Source organism: Bradyrhizobium sp. USDA 3364 (genome assembly GCF_054056355.1).
On record NZ_JBSRYG010000002.1, the window covers coordinates 2066180 to 2086306 of the forward strand.

The following is a 20127-nucleotide window of genomic DNA, read 5'->3' on the forward strand; positions in this document are numbered from 1 at the left end:
TGAGACGAGGATATCTGGATGATCAGCCGCAAACGCAGTAGGTCCATCCGCAGCGGGTCTGCCGGGCGCGGAGACGTGGGATGACAGCCAGCTTCGCACTGGTTTGGCCGGCGATTGCGGCCGCGTTCTTGGCCTCGCTGGTCGAGGCGGTCGAGGCGCTGACGATCGTGCTGGCGGTCGCCATCGTGCGCGGCTGGCGGCCGGCCGGGCTCGGTGTTCTCGCCGGCCTGATCGTACTGGCGCTGATCGTTCTCGCCCTCGGACCGCTGCTCGATCATGTTCCGCTGCACCTGCTGCAACTCGTCATCGGCATCCTGCTTTTGCTGTTCGGACTGCGCTGGCTGCGCAAGGCGATCTTGCGCGCGGCCGGCATCATCCCGCTGCATGACGAGACGACCGCGTTCTCAGCCGAGACGGCGGAATTGCGCGAACAGGCCCGCCGCAACGACGCCCGCCTCGATTGGATCGCGACCCTGACGACGTTCAAGGCCGTGCTTCTCGAAGGACTCGAGGTCGTGTTCATCGTGATTGCGCTCGGCAGCGGTCGTGGCATGCTCCTGCCCGCAAGCATCGGTGCCCTCGCGGCCTGTCTCGCGGTCGCCGCCGCCGGCCTGATCGTGCACCGGCCGCTGGCGCGGGTGCCGGAAAACACCCTGAAATTCGGCGTCGGCGTCATGCTGTCCGCGTTCGGCGTATTCTGGACCGGCGAAGGGCTCGGCGTCGCCTGGCCGGGCGAAGATCTCGCGATCGTCGCAATCGCCGCGATCTTTCTGGCGGTCAGCGGCGCGGCCATCGTGCTCGTGCGTCGCCCCCAAACGAGGGCTTTGTCATGATGATCCTGCTGCGCGAACTGGCCCGTCTGTTCGTCGACGACGGCGCGCTCGCGCTTGCGATCCTGGCGGTCGTCGGCCTCTCGGGCATGGTGGCAGTGCTGATGCCCAACGTGCCGTTGGCGGCGGGCGCCGTCTTGTTGTTCGGTTGTCTCGCCGCGCTGGTTTCGAGTGTTGCACGTAGTGGCAGACGCTAACCGCTCGCGCCAGGCGTTTTCGCGAAATGGAAGCTCATGTCCGTTCTGCCGCCGGGAGCGGACATGTGGACCGGCCGCTTTGCGCCGATATTGTTGAAAAAGGCGTTTTGGGGTGAGGAACGAAAATTCCCAGCGCCGCTGATGCGCCTTATAGGCAGCGACGTGAGGGACCATATCGCTTCGTCCAAAATCGATCACGTGCCTCCGTAGTGGCGCTGGCAAACGATGCAGCAGCAGAGATGCATCGACGTCAACTTTCGCGAGATTTTTCGTGTCGCTCGATTTTCGACTTTTTCAACAATATCCGCCAGAAGCGGTCGCTCCATTTCGCTCATTGTGAGGCATCAGAACGGAGGATCGTTAATTTAGATTCCACGGCAGCTAGGATGAGACCGCGGAATATGATCGTTCGCCTTGGTTCCGGAAGTGTCCGGACAACAAGGAGGGCACATATGTCCGAGCCAATGTTCCTGACGCTCAATGAAGTTATCGAACGTTATCGCGGCCAGATCAGCGAGGGCACCTTGCGCAACTGGCGTTCTATGAGAGTTGGACCTTCGTTCCTAAAAGTCGGCAAAGCCGTTCTTTACCCCCTTGAGGAACTCGATCGGTGGGACCGCCGGAGCCTCATCGTCTGCCGGTCCTTCAGACCACTCCTGATAGATGAGGTCAACGAGTAGCGGGCGCCATCATCGATCACACAAACGAGCGTACCGGGCCTAAGTCGCAGACACAACGGATGCGACAAGGATTGAGGTCGATTCGGAATCCGTGACTTGATGGGATCGACGATTGCTGACAACTACTCTCAGTGCGCGCCAAGGCTTGTCACGATTGAGCATGAGAAACCGATCCCGCATCGATACCCCAGTTAATCTTGGAAATCAGGTATGCGTCGGAAAATTAACGGCAATTCGCGGCGGGGTTGATTGATGCACAACCACCCCAGCGGCGACCCGACGCCGTCGCAGGCCGACATCCAGATGACCAAAGCGATCGTCGACATCGCAAAGCCGCTCGGGATCGCCGTGCATGATCACATCATCGTCGGCAAGAACGGGCATACCAGCTTCAAGGGCATGAGATTGATGTAGTCTCGCTGCGTCGAGACGTGTCGCCCCCCGCCGATCCCTGCCCACACCGAGGCGCCCCACGGAGACGATGATGTCGAATCACGAGCCGATGGAGAAGCACGTCGTCACCGGCCGCATTGCCGCGCCTCCCGACATCGCGCCGGCGCGACTTCTGGATCTGATCGACAAGGCAATCGAAAAGCGAGGAACCTGGGGCCACCCCTCTTGAGCAACCGGCGACTTAGGTAACACTTCAACCCGACGACATGGGTAACACAATTCTCGTTTCGTTCAGGTCTGTTGTTGTTGAGGCTGTGGACCCTGAGGGCAACGCGCAGCGTTGTCCTCAAGTCCACAGCCTTTTGCTTTTCGTTTGGGTCTGCGGAGCTGGTCACTGCGATGAGCGATCGTGCCGAGCACGATCGGACCATAGCTGACGGTCCAGCCGTCCTGATCCTCGGCCAGGCCGACGGGCTCGCCGATCAGCGCTTCGCTGATATAGATCGTGTTGCCCAGCCACTTGATCTCTCCGTTGCGCCGGACCGAGCGAACGTCCTGGTCATCAGCGTATTCCGGCTTGCGCAAGGTCCCGTGGAAGCGGCGCGGGGAGGCCTGGTATCGGTCGGCTGGCGTGGCGTTGTCGAGCGACTGGTGCGGACGCTCTTCGTTGTAGAGGTGCTGGAAGCTGCGTAGGCGCTTGAGCTGCTCGCGCATGGTCGGAGCCGGGGGACTGGCGACGTCCTGCAACAGGGTCAGATGCATCCGTTCATGGCGGCCATTCTGCTGAGGTTTGCCCGGCGCGATGCGCTCCGGCGTCACGCCGGCCTTGATCAGCTTGACCGACAGCCGCGACAACCCACCGGCACCGCGCGAGGCGAACGGGGAGCCATTGTCGGAGCGCAGATACCACGGCAGCCCAAACTCGCGGAACGCCGCATCAAGCACCGGCCAGACGTGATCTGTGTCGGTGCGTGCCAGAGCCTGGCAACGCAGCAAATAACGACTATAGGCATCGGTGATCGTCAGCGGCTCGCATCGCTTGCCGTCCCCGGTCAGGAACCAGCCCTTGAAGTCGATGCACCACACATCGTTGGCCGCCTCGCAACCGGCAAAGGGCGCACTCGAGGGCGGCCCGCGCCGGCGCAGCTTGCGCTTCACCGTCAGTCCTTCGCGGTCGAACAGTTCCCCGATCGTGCTCGCCGCAGGCCATGCCGTCCGGGGTGACTTCCGTTCCAGAAAGGCGCGGATCTTGATCGGTCCCCAGCTCGGATGCGCCCGACGCACCTCAAGGCAACGCTCCGCGATTCCCTCGGCGATGCTCTGCGGATGGCGCAGCGGGGCACGAGAACGATCGAACAGACCGGCCGCGCCTTCCTCCTCAAACCGCGCCAGCCATTTGTACCCGATCCGGCGGCTCACGCCGAACCCTCGGCATATCGCCGCAAATGACTCCTCGTGCTTCTGCACCGCCACCACAAACCGCATCCGTTCGTCCACCGCACAGGTCTCCGCCCATCCCATCAGCAAGGCCCTCCCTGCCGATCAGTTGACCTGTTACCTATGTCGCCGGTCTATTCTGTTACCCATGTAGCCGGTTAGGACCCTCTCCCCACCCTCCCCCGCAAGGGGGGAGGGAGCCCAACCAGCGTGCTCATCTCACGATCATTCCGACGGTGCGCGCGCTGCTTGAAGCGTCACACGGATCATCGATAACTGCCGCTAGGGTCATCCATGCAACGTTTCCGGCGCGGCGGCGTTTGTTGCAGGTTGCTTTGATGCCTTCGAGATCTTGGGGGACGGATGTCCGACTACGTCATTGAAGAAGGGCTGCCCTACCCGCTGGGCGCCCATTGGAGCGGCCACGGCACCAACTTCGCGGTGTTTTCCGCCAACGCCACCAAGGTCGAGGTCTGCCTGTTCGACGGCGAGCGCGAGACGCACCGGTTCGAGTTGCCCGAATATACCGACCAGGTGTTCCACGGCTTCATCAACGGCGTGCAGCCCGGCACGTTCTACGGCTACCGCGTCTACGGGCCCTACCAGCCCGAGGGCGGTCATCGGTTCAATCCGAACAAGCTGCTGCTCGATCCCTATGCCTGCGCCCATGCCGGCAGCCTGACATGGAATCCGGCGGTGTTCGGCTACAAGATGGAGAGCGGCGACGACCTCACCTTCGACAAGCGCGACAGCGCGCCGTTCATGCCGAAATGCGTCGTGGTCGATCCCAATTTCGACTGGGTGCAGGAGGCGCAACGGCAGGACGTGCATTGGGACGAGACCGTCGTCTACGAGACCCACGTCAAGGGCTTTACCAAGCAGCACGGCGGCATCGACGAACAATTGCGCGGCACCTATGCCGGCTTCGGCTCAAATGCCGCGATCGACTATCTGAAGGCGCTCGGCATCACCTCGGTCGAACTGCTGCCGGTGCATTCCTTCGTCAACGACAGCAATCTCTTGGAAAAGCACCTCACCAATTACTGGGGCTACAACACGATCGGCTTCTTCGCGCCGGATCCGCGCTATGCCGCCGACGTCGCCAACAGCCTGCGCGAATTCAAGGAGATGGTGTCACGGCTGCATGGCGCCGGGCTCGAGGTGATCCTCGACGTCGTCTACAACCACACCGCCGAAGGCAATGAGCGCGGCCCGACGCTGTCGTTCAAGGGCATCGACAATGCGAGCTATTACCGGCTATTGCCCGACAAGCGGCGCTACTACATCAACGACACCGGCACCGGCAACACGGTGAACCTGTCGCATCCGCGGGTGATCCAGATGGTGATGGACAGCCTGCGCTACTGGGCCGGCCACATGCATGTCGACGGCTTCCGCTTCGATCTCGGCACCATCCTGGCGCGCGAAGTCTATGGCTTCGACGAGCAGTCGGGCTTCCTGAAGGCGATGAACCAGGACCCGCTGCTCGCGACCGTCAAGCTGATCGCCGAGCCGTGGGACTGCGGACCCGGCGGCTACCAGGTCGGCGGCTTCCCGCCGGGCTGGGCGGAATGGAACGACAAGTACCGCAACGTTGTGCGCGATTTCTGGCGCGGCGAGGCGGCGCCCGGCAGTCTGGCGCCGCGGCTGCTCGGCTCGCACGACGTGTTCAACCGCGAGGGCCGCCGCACCTGGGCCAGCGTCAACTTCATCACCGCCCATGACGGGTTCACGCTGAACGACTGGGCGAGCTACAATAACAAGCACAACGAGGCCAACGGCGAGAACAACAACGACGGCTCGTCCGACAATCATTCCTGGAATTGCGGCGCCGAGGGCCCGACCGACAATCCCGAGATCCGCACTTTGCGCGAACGGCAGAAGCGCAACATGCTGGCGACGCTGTTGGCCTCGCAGGGCACGCCGATGCTGCTCGGCGGCGACGAGTTCGGCCGCACCCAGCGCGGCAACAACAACGCCTATTGCCAGGACAACGACATCTCCTGGTTCGACTGGAATCTTTCCGCCGACGCCGAGAAGCAGCTCGCCTTCACCAAGCGGATGATCAAGCTCAGGCGCGACTATCCGATCCTGCGCCGCAGCCGCTTCCTCTCCGGCGATCGCGATCCCCAGCTCGCCATCCGCGACGTGGTGTGGATCAGCACGTCGGGAACGGAGATGACGCAGGCCGACTGGACCACCGGCTGGATCAAATGTTTCGGCGTGCTGCTCGACGGCCGCGCCCGCAAGACCGCGATCGCCCGCGAGGGCGAGGACGATACCGTGCTCGTGATCCTCAACAGCTACGAGGGCGAGGTCGATTTCAAGCTGCCGGCGACCTCAGCCGGCCCGCACTGGTCGCTGCTGCTCGATACCAACGCGCCCGAGCAAGAGACGGACGCGCCGTTCGCGTTCGCCGGCACGTACAAGGCGGCGGGGCGGTCGTTCGTGCTGCTCACCGCGGGTGAGGTGAAGTAGGGCCGGGCACAACTCTCCACTCTCGTCATTCCCCGATGTGCAACTACGCATCGGGGAATGACGATTGGGTCATGCCCAATCCACCCAAGGTCCCCTCCCCGCGACCCCGTCGGCCAATTGACATTCGCCGTCGGGCTGCCAGACTTCGTACAAAATACAGGGTGGAGACCTCTGGATGGCCAATCTTTCGGCCTCAAATCACGTCGCCCGTGTTTTGTCGGCGGCCAATCAGGTGGCCGGCGTCGACACCGAGGCGCGGATTGCCGCGTCCTGGCGGCGCTGCCTGGTCAATCACAACCTCGATCCGGCGCGGCGCGGGCCGCCGCAGACCCTGACCGAAGCCGAGGTCCGGCACATCGCCGAGCCGATGGAGGATCTGATCCAGGTCGCGATCCCGGAGCTGGAAGACCTCGCCCGCGTGCTCCACGACAGCGGCTATTGCGTCAACCTCGCCGATCCCAATGCCACCATGCTGGTGAGCCGGCTGCCCGAGGGCGACTACGCGCGGATGTTCCTGGAATGGAAGATCTACACCGGCTCGAACTTCGCCGAGACGTTCGAGGGCACCAACGGGCTCGGCACCGCGCTCGCCGAGCAGCGGCCGATCATCGTGCATGGCGACGAGCATTTCCGCGAGCAGTGGCACATGTTCACCTGCGCGGTGTCGCCGCTGTTCGACCATGCCGGCCGGCTCGCCGGCGCCGTCAACATCTCCTCGTGCCGCAGCGACCTCGGCCGCAGCGCGCATGAACTCGCGCTCGCCGTGACCACGGAGGCGACGCGGCGGATCGAGCATGGGTTCTTCCGCCGGCGCTACCGCGCCGCCTGGATCGCGACCTTGCCCGGCGACGGGCACGGCATGCTCGCCTATGACGACGACCGCCGCGTGGTCGGCGCCTGCCGCACCGCGCGCGCGGTGTTCGGCCTGACCGATGCGATGATCGACGACGGCATCGACCTGTCGCACCTGATTCAACTGGACGATCGCGCGACGCGGGCCGCGGACGAGCCGGTCGCGCTGCGCCGCGCCGACGGCACGCCATGGGGCCGCGGCCGCGTGGTGCCGCCGGTGCGAACGCGATCGCCGCGCTTACCCACACCGCCGCGTGAAAAGCCGGCCGGACAATTCAACGGCCTGCACCGGCTGGCGGGAAGCGATCCCGTGCTGATCAAGGGCGTGAAGCGGCTGATGACGGTCGGCAATCTCGATCTGCCGATCCTGCTGCATGGCGAGACCGGCGCCGGCAAGGACGTGTTCGCGCGCGCCATCCATGCGGCAAGCAATCGCGCCAGCAACAACTATGTCGCACTGAACTGTGCGGCGATGCCGGAGAGCCTGATCGACGCCGAGCTGTTCGGTTACGAGGCCGGCGCCTTCACCGGCGCCCGGCGCGAGGGATCGAAGGGGCTGATCGTGCAGGCCTCCGGCGGCACGCTGTTCCTCGACGAGATCGGCGACATGCCGCTGGCACTGCAGACAAGGCTGCTGCGCGTGCTGGAGAACCGCGAGGTCTGGCCGCTCGGCGCGTTGAAGCCCGTCGCCGTCGACATTCGCCTGATCAGCGCCACGCACCGTGATTTGGCGCGGATGGCCGAGGACGGCAGCTTCCGTTCCGATCTGTATTACCGGCTGCGCGGCATGGAGATCCGCCTGCCCGCGCTCCGCGAGCGCGCGGACCGCCGCGAGGTGATCGCGCAGATCGCCGACCAGGAGGCGCCGCATTGCCGCATCGCACCGGATGCCTGGGCGCAGCTGATGGCCTATCCGTTCCCCGGCAACATGCGTCAGCTTCGCCACGTGCTGCGGCTCGCCGGCGCGACTGCGGAAGCCAGCGTCATCACCGCAGCCGATCTCGATCTGCCGCCGCTCCCCGTGCGCAGTGTGCCGGCCGATCACACAGCGAGCGAGCGCGCCGCGATCGTCGAAGCGTTGCGCGCCAATGACGAAAGAGTGACGGACGCCGCCAGGGCGCTCGGGCTCAGCCGCGCGACGTTGTACCGGAAGATCAAGGCGTTAGGGATCGAGCTCGACAGCTAGGCCAGAACCGCGCCGCCTGTTCCGCCCTTGCGGCAAAGGTGATACCGTACGGCTTTCATTTCAACGCCACGGAGCGGGTCCCATGACTCGGTTTCCCCTCGCTGTGGTCGTTGGCCTCATTGCCGCGACCATTTCGCAACCTGCTGCCTCGGATTCAACCGAACAACGATTGGGCAAAGTTCATTTCGCGACGTCCTGCAAGCCGGAAGCGCAGGAGCTGTTCGATCGCGCCATGCTGTACCAGCATTCGTTCTGGTACAGCGCATCGCGACGGACCTTCGAGGAAGTCCTCGAGGCCGACCCGCAATGCGCCATCGCCTATTGGGGCATCGCGCTCAGCTATCTCTACAATCCGCACGGGCCGCCACCGCCGGAGAACCTTCCGCTCGGCCTCGAAGCCGCGAAGAAGGGCCAGGCGCTGGGTGCACAGACCCAGCGCGAGCGGGACTACGTCGATGCGATCGCCGTGATGTATGTCGACTACGACAAGGTCGATCACCGCACCCGCGTGCAGCGATTCCTCGCGGCCGAAGAACAGGTCGCGACGCGCTATCCCGACGATGACGAGGCGCAGATCGCCTATGCGATCACGCTCAACGTCGCGGCGTCGCCGGCCGACAAGACCTATGCCAACCAGCTGAAAGGCGCGGCGCTGCTCGAACCTATCTTCAAGCGCCAGCCCGAGCACCCCGGTATCGCCCATTACCTGATCCATCTCTACGACTATCCGGCGCTTGCGGAGAAAGGCCTCCCCGCCGCGATGCGCTATGCCAAGATCGCCGAGCACGCGCCGCATGCCCAGCACATGCCGTCGCACATCTTCACGCGCGTCGGCTACTGGAAGGAGTCGATCGCCTCGAACAAGGAATCCGCGCGCATCGCCAAGGAAGACGGCGAGGATCAGGACCAGGCGCACGCGATGGACTATCTGGTCTATGCCTATCTGCAATTGGGCCAGGACAAGGAGGCGCGCGCGGTGATCGATGAGCTCGCCAAGCTGGAGTTCAAGCAGGATCGGTTCGCCGGTCCCTACGCGGTGGCGGCGAGCCAGGCCCGTTATGTGTTCGAACGCGGCGACTGGAAGGGCGCGGCAGCGCTGCAGGTGCGCCCGACCAAATACGCCTATGCGGATGCCATCACCTATTTCGCGCGCTCGGTCGGCGCCGCGCGCTCCGGTGATCCTGTTGCCGCCAAGGCCGACATCGCCAAGCTCGTCGAGTTGCGCGACAAGCTCAAAGACGCCAAGGATGCCTACTGGTCCAACATCGTCGACATCCAGCAGCAGATCGCCAGCGCCTGGGTGCTGTACGCCGAAGGCAAATACGACGAGGCGCTCAGCGCGATGAATGCCGCTGCGGAGGCGGAAGACAAGACCGAGAAGCATCCCGTCACGCCGGGACCGCTCGCGCCGGCGCGCGAGCTCTACGCGGCGATGCTGCTTGATCGCGGCAGGGCCCAGGAGGCGCTCGCCACCTATGAGGCCGTGCTCAAGAAGGAGCCCAACCGGCTGGCCGCCTATGTCGGGATGATCAAGAGCGCGAAAGCGTCCGGCGATCAGGCCAAGACGCGGGAATGCGCCACCCAGATCGCCCGGCTCACCGCGGATGCCGATCTGTCGCGGCCGGAGCTGATCGAATTGCGGCAGACAACCGGAAGCAAGCTCTGATGCCGCAGACACCTTGGCGCAACGGTACGGCGGCCCTGTTCTGCGCCGTTGCGCTTTGGCTTTGCCACGTGCCGCCGCTTGGCGCGATGGAGATCCTCGGCCAGGCCGGCGTGCTCGGCGAATGGGAGCTGACCGGGCATCTCACCGAAAGCGGACCGGACGCGCCCAGGCAATTCTCCGGACCGCTGAAGATGAAGCATGTGGGCATCTGCACGCAGGACGGGCCGGAGGAGCGCGCCGGGGAGATCCGGCTGCAACTCACGGCGGATTCGCAGGTGACGGCCGAGCTGGTGCTGGACGGCGCGCCCTGCACCTACAGCGCCCGCAAGACGCACAATTACGAGGGCACGCTGTCCTGCAAGGGCCGCGCGCCCGTCCCGCTGCTGGTGTGGCTCAAATAGCGTCAGGCTCTTGGCCGAGCGCGTCGCGGCTTTACGAAAACTCGTTCCAGCTGACGCGGCGCGCGTCGACGTCGCCGAGCGTGATCGGATCGTGGATGTTGCGCACGCTCTGGAAGCTGCTGCGCAGATAGATCAGCGGATCGACCGTGGTCACGGCGCGGACGTGCTGGACCTCGCCGATGAAGATCGAATGGGTCTTGGTCTCGAGCTCCTGGCTCAGCACGCAGTCGAACGCCGCGACGGCATCCTCCAGCACCGGAGCGCCGGTGGCGCCCGTGGTCCAGCGCCCAAACGAAAAACGGTCGTCGCCGTTGACGCCCTTCTGGCCGGAGAAGGTCAGCGCCAGCAGCGCGTGCTCCTCGTTCAGGAAGTTGATGACGAAATGGCGTTCCTCAAGGATGCGGGCATGCGCGCTTGCGTTACGGTTGACACAAACCAGCACCGAAGGCGGGTTGTCCGAGAGCGAGCAGGCCGAGGTCACGGTCAGGCCGGTGCGCTTGCCGGGCTCGCGGCCGACGGTCACCAGCGCCACCGCGCCAGCGCAATGCCGCATCGCCTGCTTGAAACTCTGCGCGTCGACCCTCATGCCGCATACCTCGTAGAATACACTCAGCCCAACATATGTGACGCAGGGTACGAGGCAAGCCCCGCACCCTGCGCAGCTGTCATGCAGCCTTCTCGAACTCGGCGCCGAGATGCTTGAGCCGCGGCATCACCTCGTTCTTGAGCAGGTCGAGCGAGTGCCGCCAGGCTTCCGGCTTGTGCTTGTAGTCGAAGCCGAACACCAGCAGCACGCCGAAGCCGCCGACCTCCTGGTAGATCTTCTCGATCGTCTCCGTGACGGTCGCGGGCGAGCCCACGATCCAATTCCGGCGCGCGCAATATTCGACGGTGACGTCGCTGTCGGGCACGTCGGGCGCGTGCTTCAGATAGTCCTTGAAGCCGAAATGGCCGAGCAGCGGCAGGAAGTACTCACCCATCATCCTGCCCATCATGTCGCCGGTCGACAGCTTCCAGGCCTCTTCATCGGTGTCCGCCACGAACACCTCGCGCACCAGCCGCCAGTCCTTGCGGCTCGGCTTGCGGCCGGTCTTGGCGGCACCGGCCTCGACCGACTCCCAGTGACTGCCGACATAGGCCGGGTTGAGGTTGAGGCTCATCGGGATGAAGCCGCGCTCGCCGGCGAGTTTCAGCGTGTCCGAGTTCTTCGACAGCCCCGCGACGCCGATCGGCGGATGCGGCCCCTGCAGCGGCTTGATGTGCGGCTTGAGGAAGTCGAACATCGTGTCCGGCTTGCTCACCGTCCAGTACTTGCCCTTGTGCGTGAACGGCGCGGGCTCGGTCCAGAGCTTCAGGATGATCTCGAGCGCCTCGCGGGTCATGTCGCGGTTCTGGCCGGACATGCCGTCGACGTTGAACATGGCCCAGTCGCTCGGCAGGCCCGAGGCGGCGACGCCGAAGTTGAGCCGCCCATTCGAGAGGTGATCGAGCATCGCGACACGGTTGGCGAGCTCGGCGGGGTGATGATACGGCAGCAGGAAGCCGCCGGGCCCGATGCGGATGTTCGTGGTCTGCAGCAGCGCCTGCGCGATCAGCAGATCGGGCGACGGATGCGGCTCCCAGGGCGCGGTGTGATGCTCGCCGATCCAGGCTTCCTGATAGCCGAGCTCGTCGAGCCAGCGCAGCGTCTGCAGGTCCCAGTCGTGACCCTCCTTCAATCCGCACTCCGGCGGGTGCGAGGGCATGGTGAAGTAGCCAAGCTCCATGTGCGTTTCCTTCCTTCTGGCTTTGCGGTTCAGTCATGCAATGCGTCTTGCCGCGCATTCGCTGATGCGTTCAGCAAGCGCTGTGCCAGCAAGGAAATCGCAAGGAATGGGTGGGAACGGCGGGATTCCGGCCGGCCGTGGCCGAGCGCAGGCTTCAGAAGCGGTGCGGCCGTCTCACGGTCGCGAGACGTATCGCGACCGTGAGACGCGCCGATAGCGTGCCAGATTAGCCTGCCGCGCGGCGCGGCATCGCGCTGCCATCAGGCTCGGAGGGGGGCGGGAGCTGCATCAGGATGGTCTGGCCCATCGAGGCGATCTCGATGCCTTCCTCCTGGAAGCGCCGCTTCATGCGGCGGTTGAACTCGCGCTGCACCGACCAGCGGCCGCTGTCTGTGCAGCGGATCTGGCCGACGATGGTCACGACCGAGCCGTCGACCTTGTCGACGCCCCACAATTCGAGATCGCCGCGGATCAGCGCGCGATACGCCGTCTCCTGGCGCATCTGGGCGACGATGTCCTTCAGCACCTCGCCGGCGCGGTCGGTGTCCTCCTTGTAGGACACGTTGACGCTGACCGCGGCATTACCGGCGCCGCGGCTGGAATTGGTGATCGTGGTCACCGCGCTGAACGGCACGACGTGCACCGAGCCGTCGCCGGCGCGCAGCCGCATGGTGCGGATCGAGACGTTCTCGACCACGCCCGAGAGGCCCGACACCGTGACGGTGTCGCCGACCTGCACGGTGTTCTCGATCAGGAGGAACAACCCGGTGATGAGGTCCTGCACCAGCTTCTGCGAACCGAAGCCGATCGCGATGCCGACGATGCCGGCGCCGGCGAGCAGCGGCGCGACATTGACGCCGATCTCGCTCAGCGCAGTGAGCCCGACCACCGCGACGATCATGCAGAACAGCGCGGTACGCAGCATCGGCTGGAAGGTGCGCAGGCGCGCGGCGCGGGCGTAATGCCCCTCGCGCGACAGCGAGTCTATCTGCCGGTCCATCAGCGCATTGGCGACCTCCCAGATCACTGCGGCAGCGAGCGCGGCGATGCCGATCGTCACCAGCGCCGAGATCAGGCGCGAGCCGATCTGACCGCCATAGAACCAGACGATGGCGTCGACGCCCCAGACCTCGAGCAGCGCGACGAAGCCAATGAAGGCGATCACCGTCGTGACCACCTTGCGCAGCAGCGGCAGATAGCGGTTGGCGCGGGTCTCCAGCCCCGGGAAGCGCTGGATCAACTCCGGGCTGATGCGGAAGCCGCGATCGATCAGGCTGAGCACCACCATGGTGACCAGGCGGGTGACCAACAGCACCGCGATGGTGCCAACGAAATATTGCAGCAGCAGCGAATAGCCGTTGCGGATGTTGAGCGCCCACACCGCCCACAGCGCGAGGTCGAGCGCGATCGCCAGCACATGCCAGAGCGCCGCGAGACGGTTGCGCATCCGCGCCGCAAGGCCGATGCGATCGGCCGGCGCGCGGATGAATTCGGCGACCTGGCGGCGGCACTGCAGGATGATCACGACGATGAAGAGGTGCACGACCAGCATCACCAACCGGATCAGCGCGGCGTAGCCGGCGCGATGCAGCCCGAGCAGCAGCGCGACATTGGCAAAGGCGATGCCGGAGACGCCGACCGCAACGATGCGGCGCGCCCAGATCTCGATATAGGCCGCGGTCTCGGCCCGGACGCGGAACAGGCCGAATGGCCCCGCCAGCGCGCGCACCGCGCAGATCAAGACGCGCGAGAACACATAGGCATTGACGACCGCGAGGATCACGAGCCGCGTGGTCGACTGGTCGCCGATCTCGGTGCCGAGCAGCGCGGTGGCGAGGCCCGCGAACACGAGCACCGGCAGCAATTCGAGCAGCAGGCGGCCGAGCACGAAGGGTAGCCGGATCAGCGACTGCCAGGCCCGCGCCAGGCTGAGCCGGCGCCGCTGCAACTCGGGTGTCGGCGTGACGTCGGCAACCGACGACGGCGGATCGGCGCTGGCCAGCACCGGCACCGGCATCCGCTCGGCCTGCGGCAGCCGCTGCTCCAGGAACGCAACCGGCCGCTTGATCAGGCGGAACACCACCCATTCGGCGGCCAGCGCGCAGCCGAACACCAGCGCCAGCTTCCAGGCGATGTCGATCAGGAGGCCATAGGCGTCCGGATCGTTGGCGGTACGCACGAACCAGTAATAGAACGCCGGGAAATGCGTCAGCGTGCGCGCGACGCCGGCAACCTCGCGCGACACCTCGCCGACCTGCTCCGACACCATCAGCAGCAACTGCGCGCCGAGGCTGTCCGCGGTGAGCGGGATCGGCGAATGCGGTTGCTCGGGCGCGGGCGCCGGCTGCGGCGAGGCATTGGCGATGGCGCGCAGGGTGTTGATGATCTCGCCGCGCTTCTTGTCGTCCTGCAGCGTGTCGAGCGCACGTTTCGCCTGCTCGGGCGTCAGCGCGTCGCCGGTAGCGGGTTGCGGCGGCGCCGGCTTGGCGGCCGGCTGCGCAAGCGCGGGAGAGACGAACAAAGTGAAGACGAGAAGCAGCGCAAGGCGAAGTTTGTGCGACACGAGGGCCTCATAAAATAACTGCGCGACCGCAAACCCTTGGGAGGAATCTGCTCTCGCGCTCGCGCCATGTCGGATACTCCTTTTCGCCCCGATGGTGTGTCGGAAGTTTGCCGCTGTGACGGCCATCTCTTGGCATTTGCCGCAACACAATCGTCACAGGCGTTGAGCCGCGTTTACACATGCCGCGCGTTCCAGGCTGAGCCGGCCGACCGGCGCGCCACACGCCAGGGATGAGGTGGCGGAATCTTTCGCTTGACGGGCAGGAACCCTTGTGATGTTCTTATTTTGTTCTTTGTTGTTTCCAATTGCGTTTCGAGGTGATCATGCACGACGTCTTTGCCGAGAACGGCCCGCTCAAGCTCTTCATTCACGACGACAGCGAGACACCGATAGAGTTCATCCGCAACCTGCTGCGCACGGTATTTGGCAAATCCCGGAAAGAGGCGGTTGCCGCTACCGCACGGATCGAGGCCCACAACGGAATCGCATGCGGTCCCTATCCAGCGCCAGTGGCCCAGGCCCTGCTGGAGTCCGCCCAGCAATTGATCCGCAGCAATGGCCATCCGTTAACGATCACGACGGAGGCTGCCGACGCGGCGCGGCCATGCCACCTCTGCGGCTCACTGGAACCCGTGACGGACGTCTTTCTCTTCCGCAAGACGGTCTGCCTGTGCAGCAACTGCCTGCTCGCGGCCAGGGCCAGTTCGGAAAAACTGCCGGGCGAGGAGTTCAGATACGCCTTTATAGCACTCGATTGGCATTTTGCCGGAGTGCCGCGCAACCAGATCCTGACCCGGTCGCGGCAGTTTCCCGGTCACATGCGTGCCGATGTTCAGATCGCGATCGACAGGCTGTTCGATGCGCCGATCCATTTCTTCGGCCTTCATGAGGAACACCGCTACGAGACGCTCGCTTTCGCCGCGCTGATGGAAAACAGCCGCAACGCGCCGGCGATCGCGCCGCCGCAGTATCACGACGTCGACGTCGGGGAGGCCGAGCCGGTGAAATGCCTCACCAACGGCTTGTGGCTGTGCCAGACCGCAGAGCTGCGCTACGCGGTGCTGCTCAGCTACCATCGCGATTATCAGAGCGAGCCGAGCTTGCGGATCGAGCTCGCGGTGCCCGCGGGCGCCGCCGGAAACGCCCTGGTGCAGCAGACCTTTGCCGAACTGGAAGCTGCGGTGCATACGGCGCGATCCTATCGCGGCAAGATCCTGTCGCTGGAAAATGCCCCGGACTATCGCGGCCGCGCACGCGGCGTGACCGTGCATCGGCTGCCGACGGTTGCGCGCGATGACGTGATCCTGCCGGACCGGACGCTGCGGCTGCTCGACCGCAACGTGCTCGGTTTCGTCGAAAGCCGCGATCTGCTGCGCAAGCTCGGCCAGTCGACCCGCAAGGGTATCCTGCTGTACGGCCCGCCCGGCACCGGCAAGACCCACACCATTCGCTATCTCGCGACCAACCTGCCCGGCCACACCACGCTGATCATCACCGCCGAGCAGGTTGGGCTGCTCGGCGCCTATATGAGCCTTGCGCGGCTGCTGCAGCCGACCATGGTCGTGATCGAGGATGTCGATCTGATCGCGCGCGACCGCGAGGACATGGGCGGCCCCTGCGAGGAATCGCTGCTCAACAAGCTGCTGAACGAGATGGACGGCCTGAAGGAGGATTGCGACATCCTGTTCCTGCTGACCACCAACCGCCCCGAAGAGCTCGAGAGCGCGCTGGCCGGCCGGCCCGGCCGCATCGACCAGGCGATCGAGGTGCCGCTGCCCGACGAGACCGGACGCGGCAAGCTGATCCGGCTCTACGGCAGAGGCCTGCCGCTCGAGCCGCCCGTCGTCGATGCGGCGGTGCAGCGCACCGAAGGCGTCAGCGCCGCCTTCATCAAGGAGCTGATGCGCCGCATCGCGCAAGCCAGCATCGCCCGCGACGGTGGACAGGATGTCAAGCCTGACGACATCGACGCAGCACTGAACGAGATGCTGTTCGACGGCGGCCGGCTCAACGTGAAGCTGCTCGGCGGCGCGCAGGGGATGAGCGCAGTGTGACGGCCGGTCAACGAGCCGTCGGCGGCAGCAGCAACTCCCGCTCACCGGCGGCGACGCGGGCAAGCTCGTCGGAGATCCGCGCCAGCACGCGGTCCCAGGCCTGCGGCTTGTCCTGGCGGAACAGCCGCATGGTCGGATACCAGGGCGTGTCGGCGCGGTCGCGCAGCCAGCGCCAGTCGAGCGCATAGGGACACAGCATCCAGACCGGGCGGCCGAGTGCGCCGGCGAGATGCGCCACCGAGGTGTCGACGGCGATGACAAGATCGAGCGCGCAGACCGCCGCCGCGGTGTCGGCGAAATCACCGAGCGTCGGCGCGAGGTCGACGATATCGGCGCCGAGATTCCGCAGCACCGGCGCATCGTCCGGCCGCGGTTCCTTCTGCAGGCTGTAGAGCTGCACGCCCTGTGTGACCAGCCGCGGCAGCACGGCATCCGCCGGCAGCGAACGCTGGCGGTCGCCCTTGTGCCTGGGATTGCCGGCCCAGACCACGCCGACCTTGAGCGCGGACACGCCACTGAGCGCCTCGCGCCAGCGCGCGAGCTTGATCGCATCCGGTTGCAGATAGGATGTCGCCGCGGGAATGGTCCCGACGGTAGTGCGGAAGATCCGCGGCAGGCTCAGCAGCGGCAGTTGCAGGTCGAACGGCGGCAGCGGCTCGCCGCGGGCGAACACGGCGACGTCGGGCAGCATCGACCGCAGCAGTGAGACCAGCGCCGGCTGCACCTGCAGCATGATCCGGCCGCCTCTGCCCCCCAGCATCGGCACATAGCGGACGAAATGGATGGCGTCGCCGAGCCCGTATTCGGCGAACAGCAGCAGCGTGCGTCCCGCCAGCGGCTCACCCTGCCATTCCGGCTCGTCGAACACGGGATCGCCGTCGCTCAGCAGCTTGGTCTTGCGGCGCCACTGATATTTCTCAAATCCCTCCTCGAACTCGCCGTTCATCAGGAGGAAATGCGCGTGGTTGTAATGCGCGAGCGCCTGATCGGGATCGAGCGCGATGGCCCGTCGCGAGGCCACCAGCGCCGCATCGATCTCACCGGCATTGCGCAGCGCGACCGCAAGATTAGCGTGGCCCTTGGCATAGAGAGGATCGAGCTCGATGGCGCGCCGATGCGCCGCGACCGCCGCCTCGACCAGATTCTGCGCCTCGAAGATGATCCCGAGATTGGTGTGCGCGGCGGCGTAGTCCGGCTTCAGCGCCAGCGCGAGCTCGGCGCAGGCGATGGCGTCGTCGACCTGTCCGAGCTCGAACAGGGCGGCGCCGAGATTGTTGAGGATGACGTGATCCGACGGATTGCGGGCGGAGACCTGTCGATAGATCCGGACGGCCTCCTCGCGCTCGCCCAGTTCGTGCAGCACCATGGCGAGCAGGCGCTGCGGCGCGATGCTGTCGGGATCGAGTGCGATCGCGCGGCGATAATGCCGGGTCGCGTCTTCCAGCAAGCCCTGCCGGTACAGCGCCGCACCAAGGCCGCTGTGAAGCCCGGGATTATCGGGATCCGTGGCAAGCCCGCGCCGATAGGCCGTGACGGCCGCTTCGTGCCTCTTCTGGTCGGTTAGCGCATTGCCGAGATTGAGCCAGACGCCGCGATAAGCCGGATCGCGCGCGATCACCTCGCGATAGGCCTGCTCTGCTTCGACCAGCCGGTGCTGCCCGGCCAGGGCGACCGCGAGGTTGAATCGCGCCCGCGTCAGGCCGCCATCGAGCGCGATTGCACGGCGAAATGCCGTCTCGGCCTCGTCGAAGCGCGACAGCTCGCACAACGCCACGCCGAGCTTGATGTGCAGGCCGGCATCCTTCGGCCGCAATGTCACGCCGCGCTGGAACGCCGCCACCGCACCTTCATGCTCGCCCTTCACGGCGAGCGCATCGCCGAGCGTGCCGAACGCCGGGCCATGATGCGGATCGAGGCTGAACACCCGGTTCAGCAGCACCGCGCCTTCTGCGGCGCGATCGGTCACGAAGGCGATCACCGCGGACAGATGCAGCGCCGGAACATGGTCGGGATGCGCGGTGAGGATATCGCCGCACAGCGCATCGGCTTCCGTCGCGCGGCCCGAGCCATAATGCGCCACCGCATCCAGCAACATCCGATCGACCGCCACATTGCCCACGATACCGCCCCCGCCTTTCAAGACCCCGATGGGGGTTAAACGGGCGGCGCCGCCAAATCCGGCACGCGAATATCGGATCAATGCATCGACTCCTGCGACGCATTACCCCTCTTGACGTCTCGGCTATCATGTAACATATGACGTTACATGATCCGCGACAGCCGCCTGTCCAGCGTCCTGCACGGCCTGCTCCACATGATCGGAGCGGGCGAACCGGTCACGTCGGAGCAGCTTGCAAAGGCGATGGCCACCAACCCGGTGGTGGTGCGCCGGGTGATGGCGGGCCTGCGCGAGCAAGGGCAGGTCTCTTCGGAGAAGGGTCATGGCGGCGGCTGGACGCTGGCGCGCGATCCCGCCGACATCACGCTCGCGGACATCTATCGCGCGGTGGGCGCGCCCACCATCGTCGCGATGGGCCACCGCTCGGAGAATCCCGGCTGCCTGGTCGAACAGGCCGTCAACGAAGCGCTCGGCGACACGTTTCGCGAGGTCGAGGCGCTGTTCCTGAAGCGGCTCGGCGCCGTGACGCTCGAAGCGCTCGCGAAGGATTTCAAGCGCCGGCTCGCCAAGCACAAGCAAAGCCTCGAGGACCAGATTCATGCAGTCAAGTGAGCAGGCGAAGCCGCTGCCGTATAACGATCCCGCACACTGGGACAAGATGGTCGCCGCCTATGAGGCGCAGTCGCAGCCGTTCACGACGCTGTTCGCCGACGCCGCGGTCGCAACGCTCCCGATCGGCCCGTCGTCGAAGGTGCTCGACGTCGCCACCGGCACCGGCGCCGCAGCACTCGCTGCCGCACACACCGGCGCCGCGGTCACCGCGATCGACTTCTCGGCCGGGATGGTGGCGCGGGTCTGCGCCCATGGCCTGCCCAATATCGAGGCGCGGCAGATGGACGGACAGGCGCTCGATTTGCCCGATGCCGCCTTCGACGCGGCGGTGTCGGTGTTCGGCGTGATGCTGTTTCCGGACTGGCGCGCCGGCCTGCGCGAGATGGCACGGGTGACGCGACCAGGCGGATCGGTGGCGGTGGCGGTCTGGAAAAGCGCCGACGGCGCCGCCGTGCATCTCCTGCTCTCGCAGATTATCCGGCGGCTCTATCCCGACAGCGTCACGCCGATGCCCGTCGCGGGCCTCGCCGAACTCGCCGATCCCGGCCGCCTCACTGCAGCGGTCATCGCCGCCGGCTTCTCCGATCCTGTCGTCGCCGAGATCACCCATGACTTTCAACTCAATGTCGCCAATCCCGCCGACATCGACAAATTGTTCGAGTTCATGCCGCATTGGAGCGGGCTCGATGCGGACCGGAGCGCCGCGGTCGCGCGCGCGCTTCGGAGCGAGATCGAGCGCAGGCGGGTCGGCGACAGCTTCGCGATTCCCTCGACCGCGCTGATCGCGACGGCGCTGCGGTCGTAACCGCAGGTGCCGTTCTCACCTGGCTAGATCATGATGCGTTTCCACGGAATCGCATCACGATCTCACCTCTTTGTTTGAGCATGCTCTT

Annotated in this window: 15 protein-coding genes and 2 pseudogenes; 12 read left to right on the forward strand and 5 right to left on the reverse strand. The window is 65.5% G+C overall.

Features of this window, described 5'->3' with window-relative positions:
• Positions 1-80 precede the first annotated feature (80 nt).
• The 5 genes and pseudogenes from ACVILL_RS09580 to ACVILL_RS09600 all read left to right on the forward strand — a co-directional run bounded on the left by ACVILL_RS09580 (position 81) and on the right by ACVILL_RS09600 (position 2329).
• The gene (locus ACVILL_RS09580; RefSeq protein ID WP_456728833.1) at positions 81-833 is read left to right on the forward strand and encodes a COG4280 domain-containing protein; all 753 of its coding nucleotides are present in this window, start codon (positions 81-83) and stop codon (positions 831-833) included.
• On the forward strand, positions 830-1027 hold the full coding sequence (locus ACVILL_RS09585; RefSeq protein WP_456728834.1) for a hypothetical protein: 198 nt from the start codon (positions 830-832) through the stop codon (positions 1025-1027). The genes ACVILL_RS09580 and ACVILL_RS09585 overlap by 4 nt, the downstream gene beginning before the upstream one ends.
• A gap of 452 nt (positions 1028-1479) precedes the next feature.
• Positions 1480-1707 carry a helix-turn-helix transcriptional regulator gene (locus ACVILL_RS09590; protein ID WP_456728835.1) on the forward strand — a complete coding sequence of 76 codons (228 nt, stop codon included), beginning with the start codon at positions 1480-1482 and terminating at the stop codon, positions 1705-1707.
• A 249-nt stretch (positions 1708-1956) separates the two neighbouring features.
• A pseudogene (locus ACVILL_RS09595) lies at positions 1957-2121 on the forward strand (JAB domain-containing protein); the annotation flags it as partial.
• Between the two features lie 70 nt (positions 2122-2191).
• On the forward strand, positions 2192-2329 hold the full coding sequence (locus tag ACVILL_RS09600; protein ID WP_456728836.1) for a hypothetical protein: 138 nt from the start codon (positions 2192-2194) through the stop codon (positions 2327-2329).
• A gap of 176 nt (positions 2330-2505) precedes the next feature.
• Here ACVILL_RS09600 and ACVILL_RS09605 read toward each other — a convergent pair.
• Positions 2506-3621: pseudogene (locus ACVILL_RS09605) on the reverse strand (integrase core domain-containing protein); the annotation flags it as partial.
• A 279-nt stretch (positions 3622-3900) separates the two neighbouring features.
• On the opposite strand from ACVILL_RS09605, the gene glgX reads away from it, so the two are divergent.
• The 4 genes from glgX (at position 3901) to ACVILL_RS09625 (ending at position 10120) form a co-directional block, all read left to right on the forward strand.
• Positions 3901-6015 (forward strand): glycogen debranching protein GlgX, encoded by a 2115-nt coding sequence (gene glgX / locus ACVILL_RS09610; protein WP_456728837.1) that lies wholly within the window; start codon positions 3901-3903, stop codon positions 6013-6015.
• A gap of 175 nt (positions 6016-6190) precedes the next feature.
• Complete coding sequence (locus ACVILL_RS09615) at positions 6191-8053, forward strand: sigma-54-dependent Fis family transcriptional regulator (RefSeq protein WP_456728838.1); 1863 nt, start codon at positions 6191-6193, stop codon at positions 8051-8053.
• 169 nt (positions 8054-8222) lie between these two features.
• Positions 8223-9719: a hypothetical protein gene (locus tag ACVILL_RS09620; RefSeq protein WP_456728839.1), complete on the forward strand. Its 1497-nt coding sequence runs from the start codon at positions 8223-8225 to the stop codon at positions 9717-9719.
• Positions 9719-10120, forward strand: a complete 402-nt coding sequence (locus ACVILL_RS09625; protein WP_456728840.1) for a hypothetical protein — start codon at positions 9719-9721, stop codon at positions 10118-10120. The genes ACVILL_RS09620 and ACVILL_RS09625 overlap by 1 nt, the downstream gene beginning before the upstream one ends.
• A gap of 31 nt (positions 10121-10151) precedes the next feature.
• Here ACVILL_RS09625 and ACVILL_RS09630 read toward each other — a convergent pair whose 3' ends face one another.
• From ACVILL_RS09630 to ACVILL_RS09640, 3 genes are all read right to left on the reverse strand, one after another.
• The gene (locus tag ACVILL_RS09630; RefSeq protein ID WP_456728841.1) at positions 10152-10706 is read right to left on the reverse strand and encodes a flavin reductase family protein; all 555 of its coding nucleotides are present in this window, start codon (positions 10704-10706) and stop codon (positions 10152-10154) included.
• Positions 10707-10785: 79 nt separating this feature from the next.
• A complete protein-coding gene (locus tag ACVILL_RS09635) occupies positions 10786-11886 on the reverse strand; it encodes an LLM class flavin-dependent oxidoreductase (RefSeq protein WP_456728842.1) in 1101 nt (366 codons plus the stop codon).
• A gap of 226 nt (positions 11887-12112) precedes the next feature.
• Positions 12113-14449 (reverse strand): mechanosensitive ion channel domain-containing protein, encoded by a 2337-nt coding sequence (locus ACVILL_RS09640; RefSeq protein ID WP_456728843.1) that lies wholly within the window; start codon positions 14447-14449, stop codon positions 12113-12115.
• A 323-nt stretch (positions 14450-14772) separates the two neighbouring features.
• Between ACVILL_RS09640 and ACVILL_RS09645 the strand changes: the two genes are divergently transcribed.
• On the forward strand, positions 14773-16503 hold the full coding sequence (locus tag ACVILL_RS09645) for an ATP-dependent Clp protease adaptor ClpS (protein ID WP_456728844.1): 1731 nt from the start codon (positions 14773-14775) through the stop codon (positions 16501-16503).
• A gap of 7 nt (positions 16504-16510) precedes the next feature.
• Here ACVILL_RS09645 and ACVILL_RS09650 read toward each other — a convergent pair whose 3' ends face one another.
• Positions 16511-18598: a tetratricopeptide repeat protein gene (locus ACVILL_RS09650; RefSeq protein ID WP_456734221.1), complete on the reverse strand. Its 2088-nt coding sequence runs from the start codon at positions 18596-18598 to the stop codon at positions 16511-16513.
• 171 nt (positions 18599-18769) lie between these two features.
• Here ACVILL_RS09650 and ACVILL_RS09655 point away from each other — a divergent pair, with 171 nt between their 5' ends.
• Together ACVILL_RS09655 and ACVILL_RS09660 are read left to right on the forward strand one after the other, a co-directional pair.
• Positions 18770-19234, forward strand: coding sequence for an Rrf2 family transcriptional regulator (locus tag ACVILL_RS09655; RefSeq protein ID WP_456728845.1), 465 nt, complete (start codon positions 18770-18772; stop codon positions 19232-19234).
• Positions 19221-20039: a class I SAM-dependent methyltransferase gene (locus ACVILL_RS09660; protein WP_456728846.1), complete on the forward strand. Its 819-nt coding sequence runs from the start codon at positions 19221-19223 to the stop codon at positions 20037-20039. Before ACVILL_RS09655 ends, ACVILL_RS09660 begins: the two co-directional genes overlap by 14 nt.
• Positions 20040-20127 lie beyond the last annotated feature (88 nt).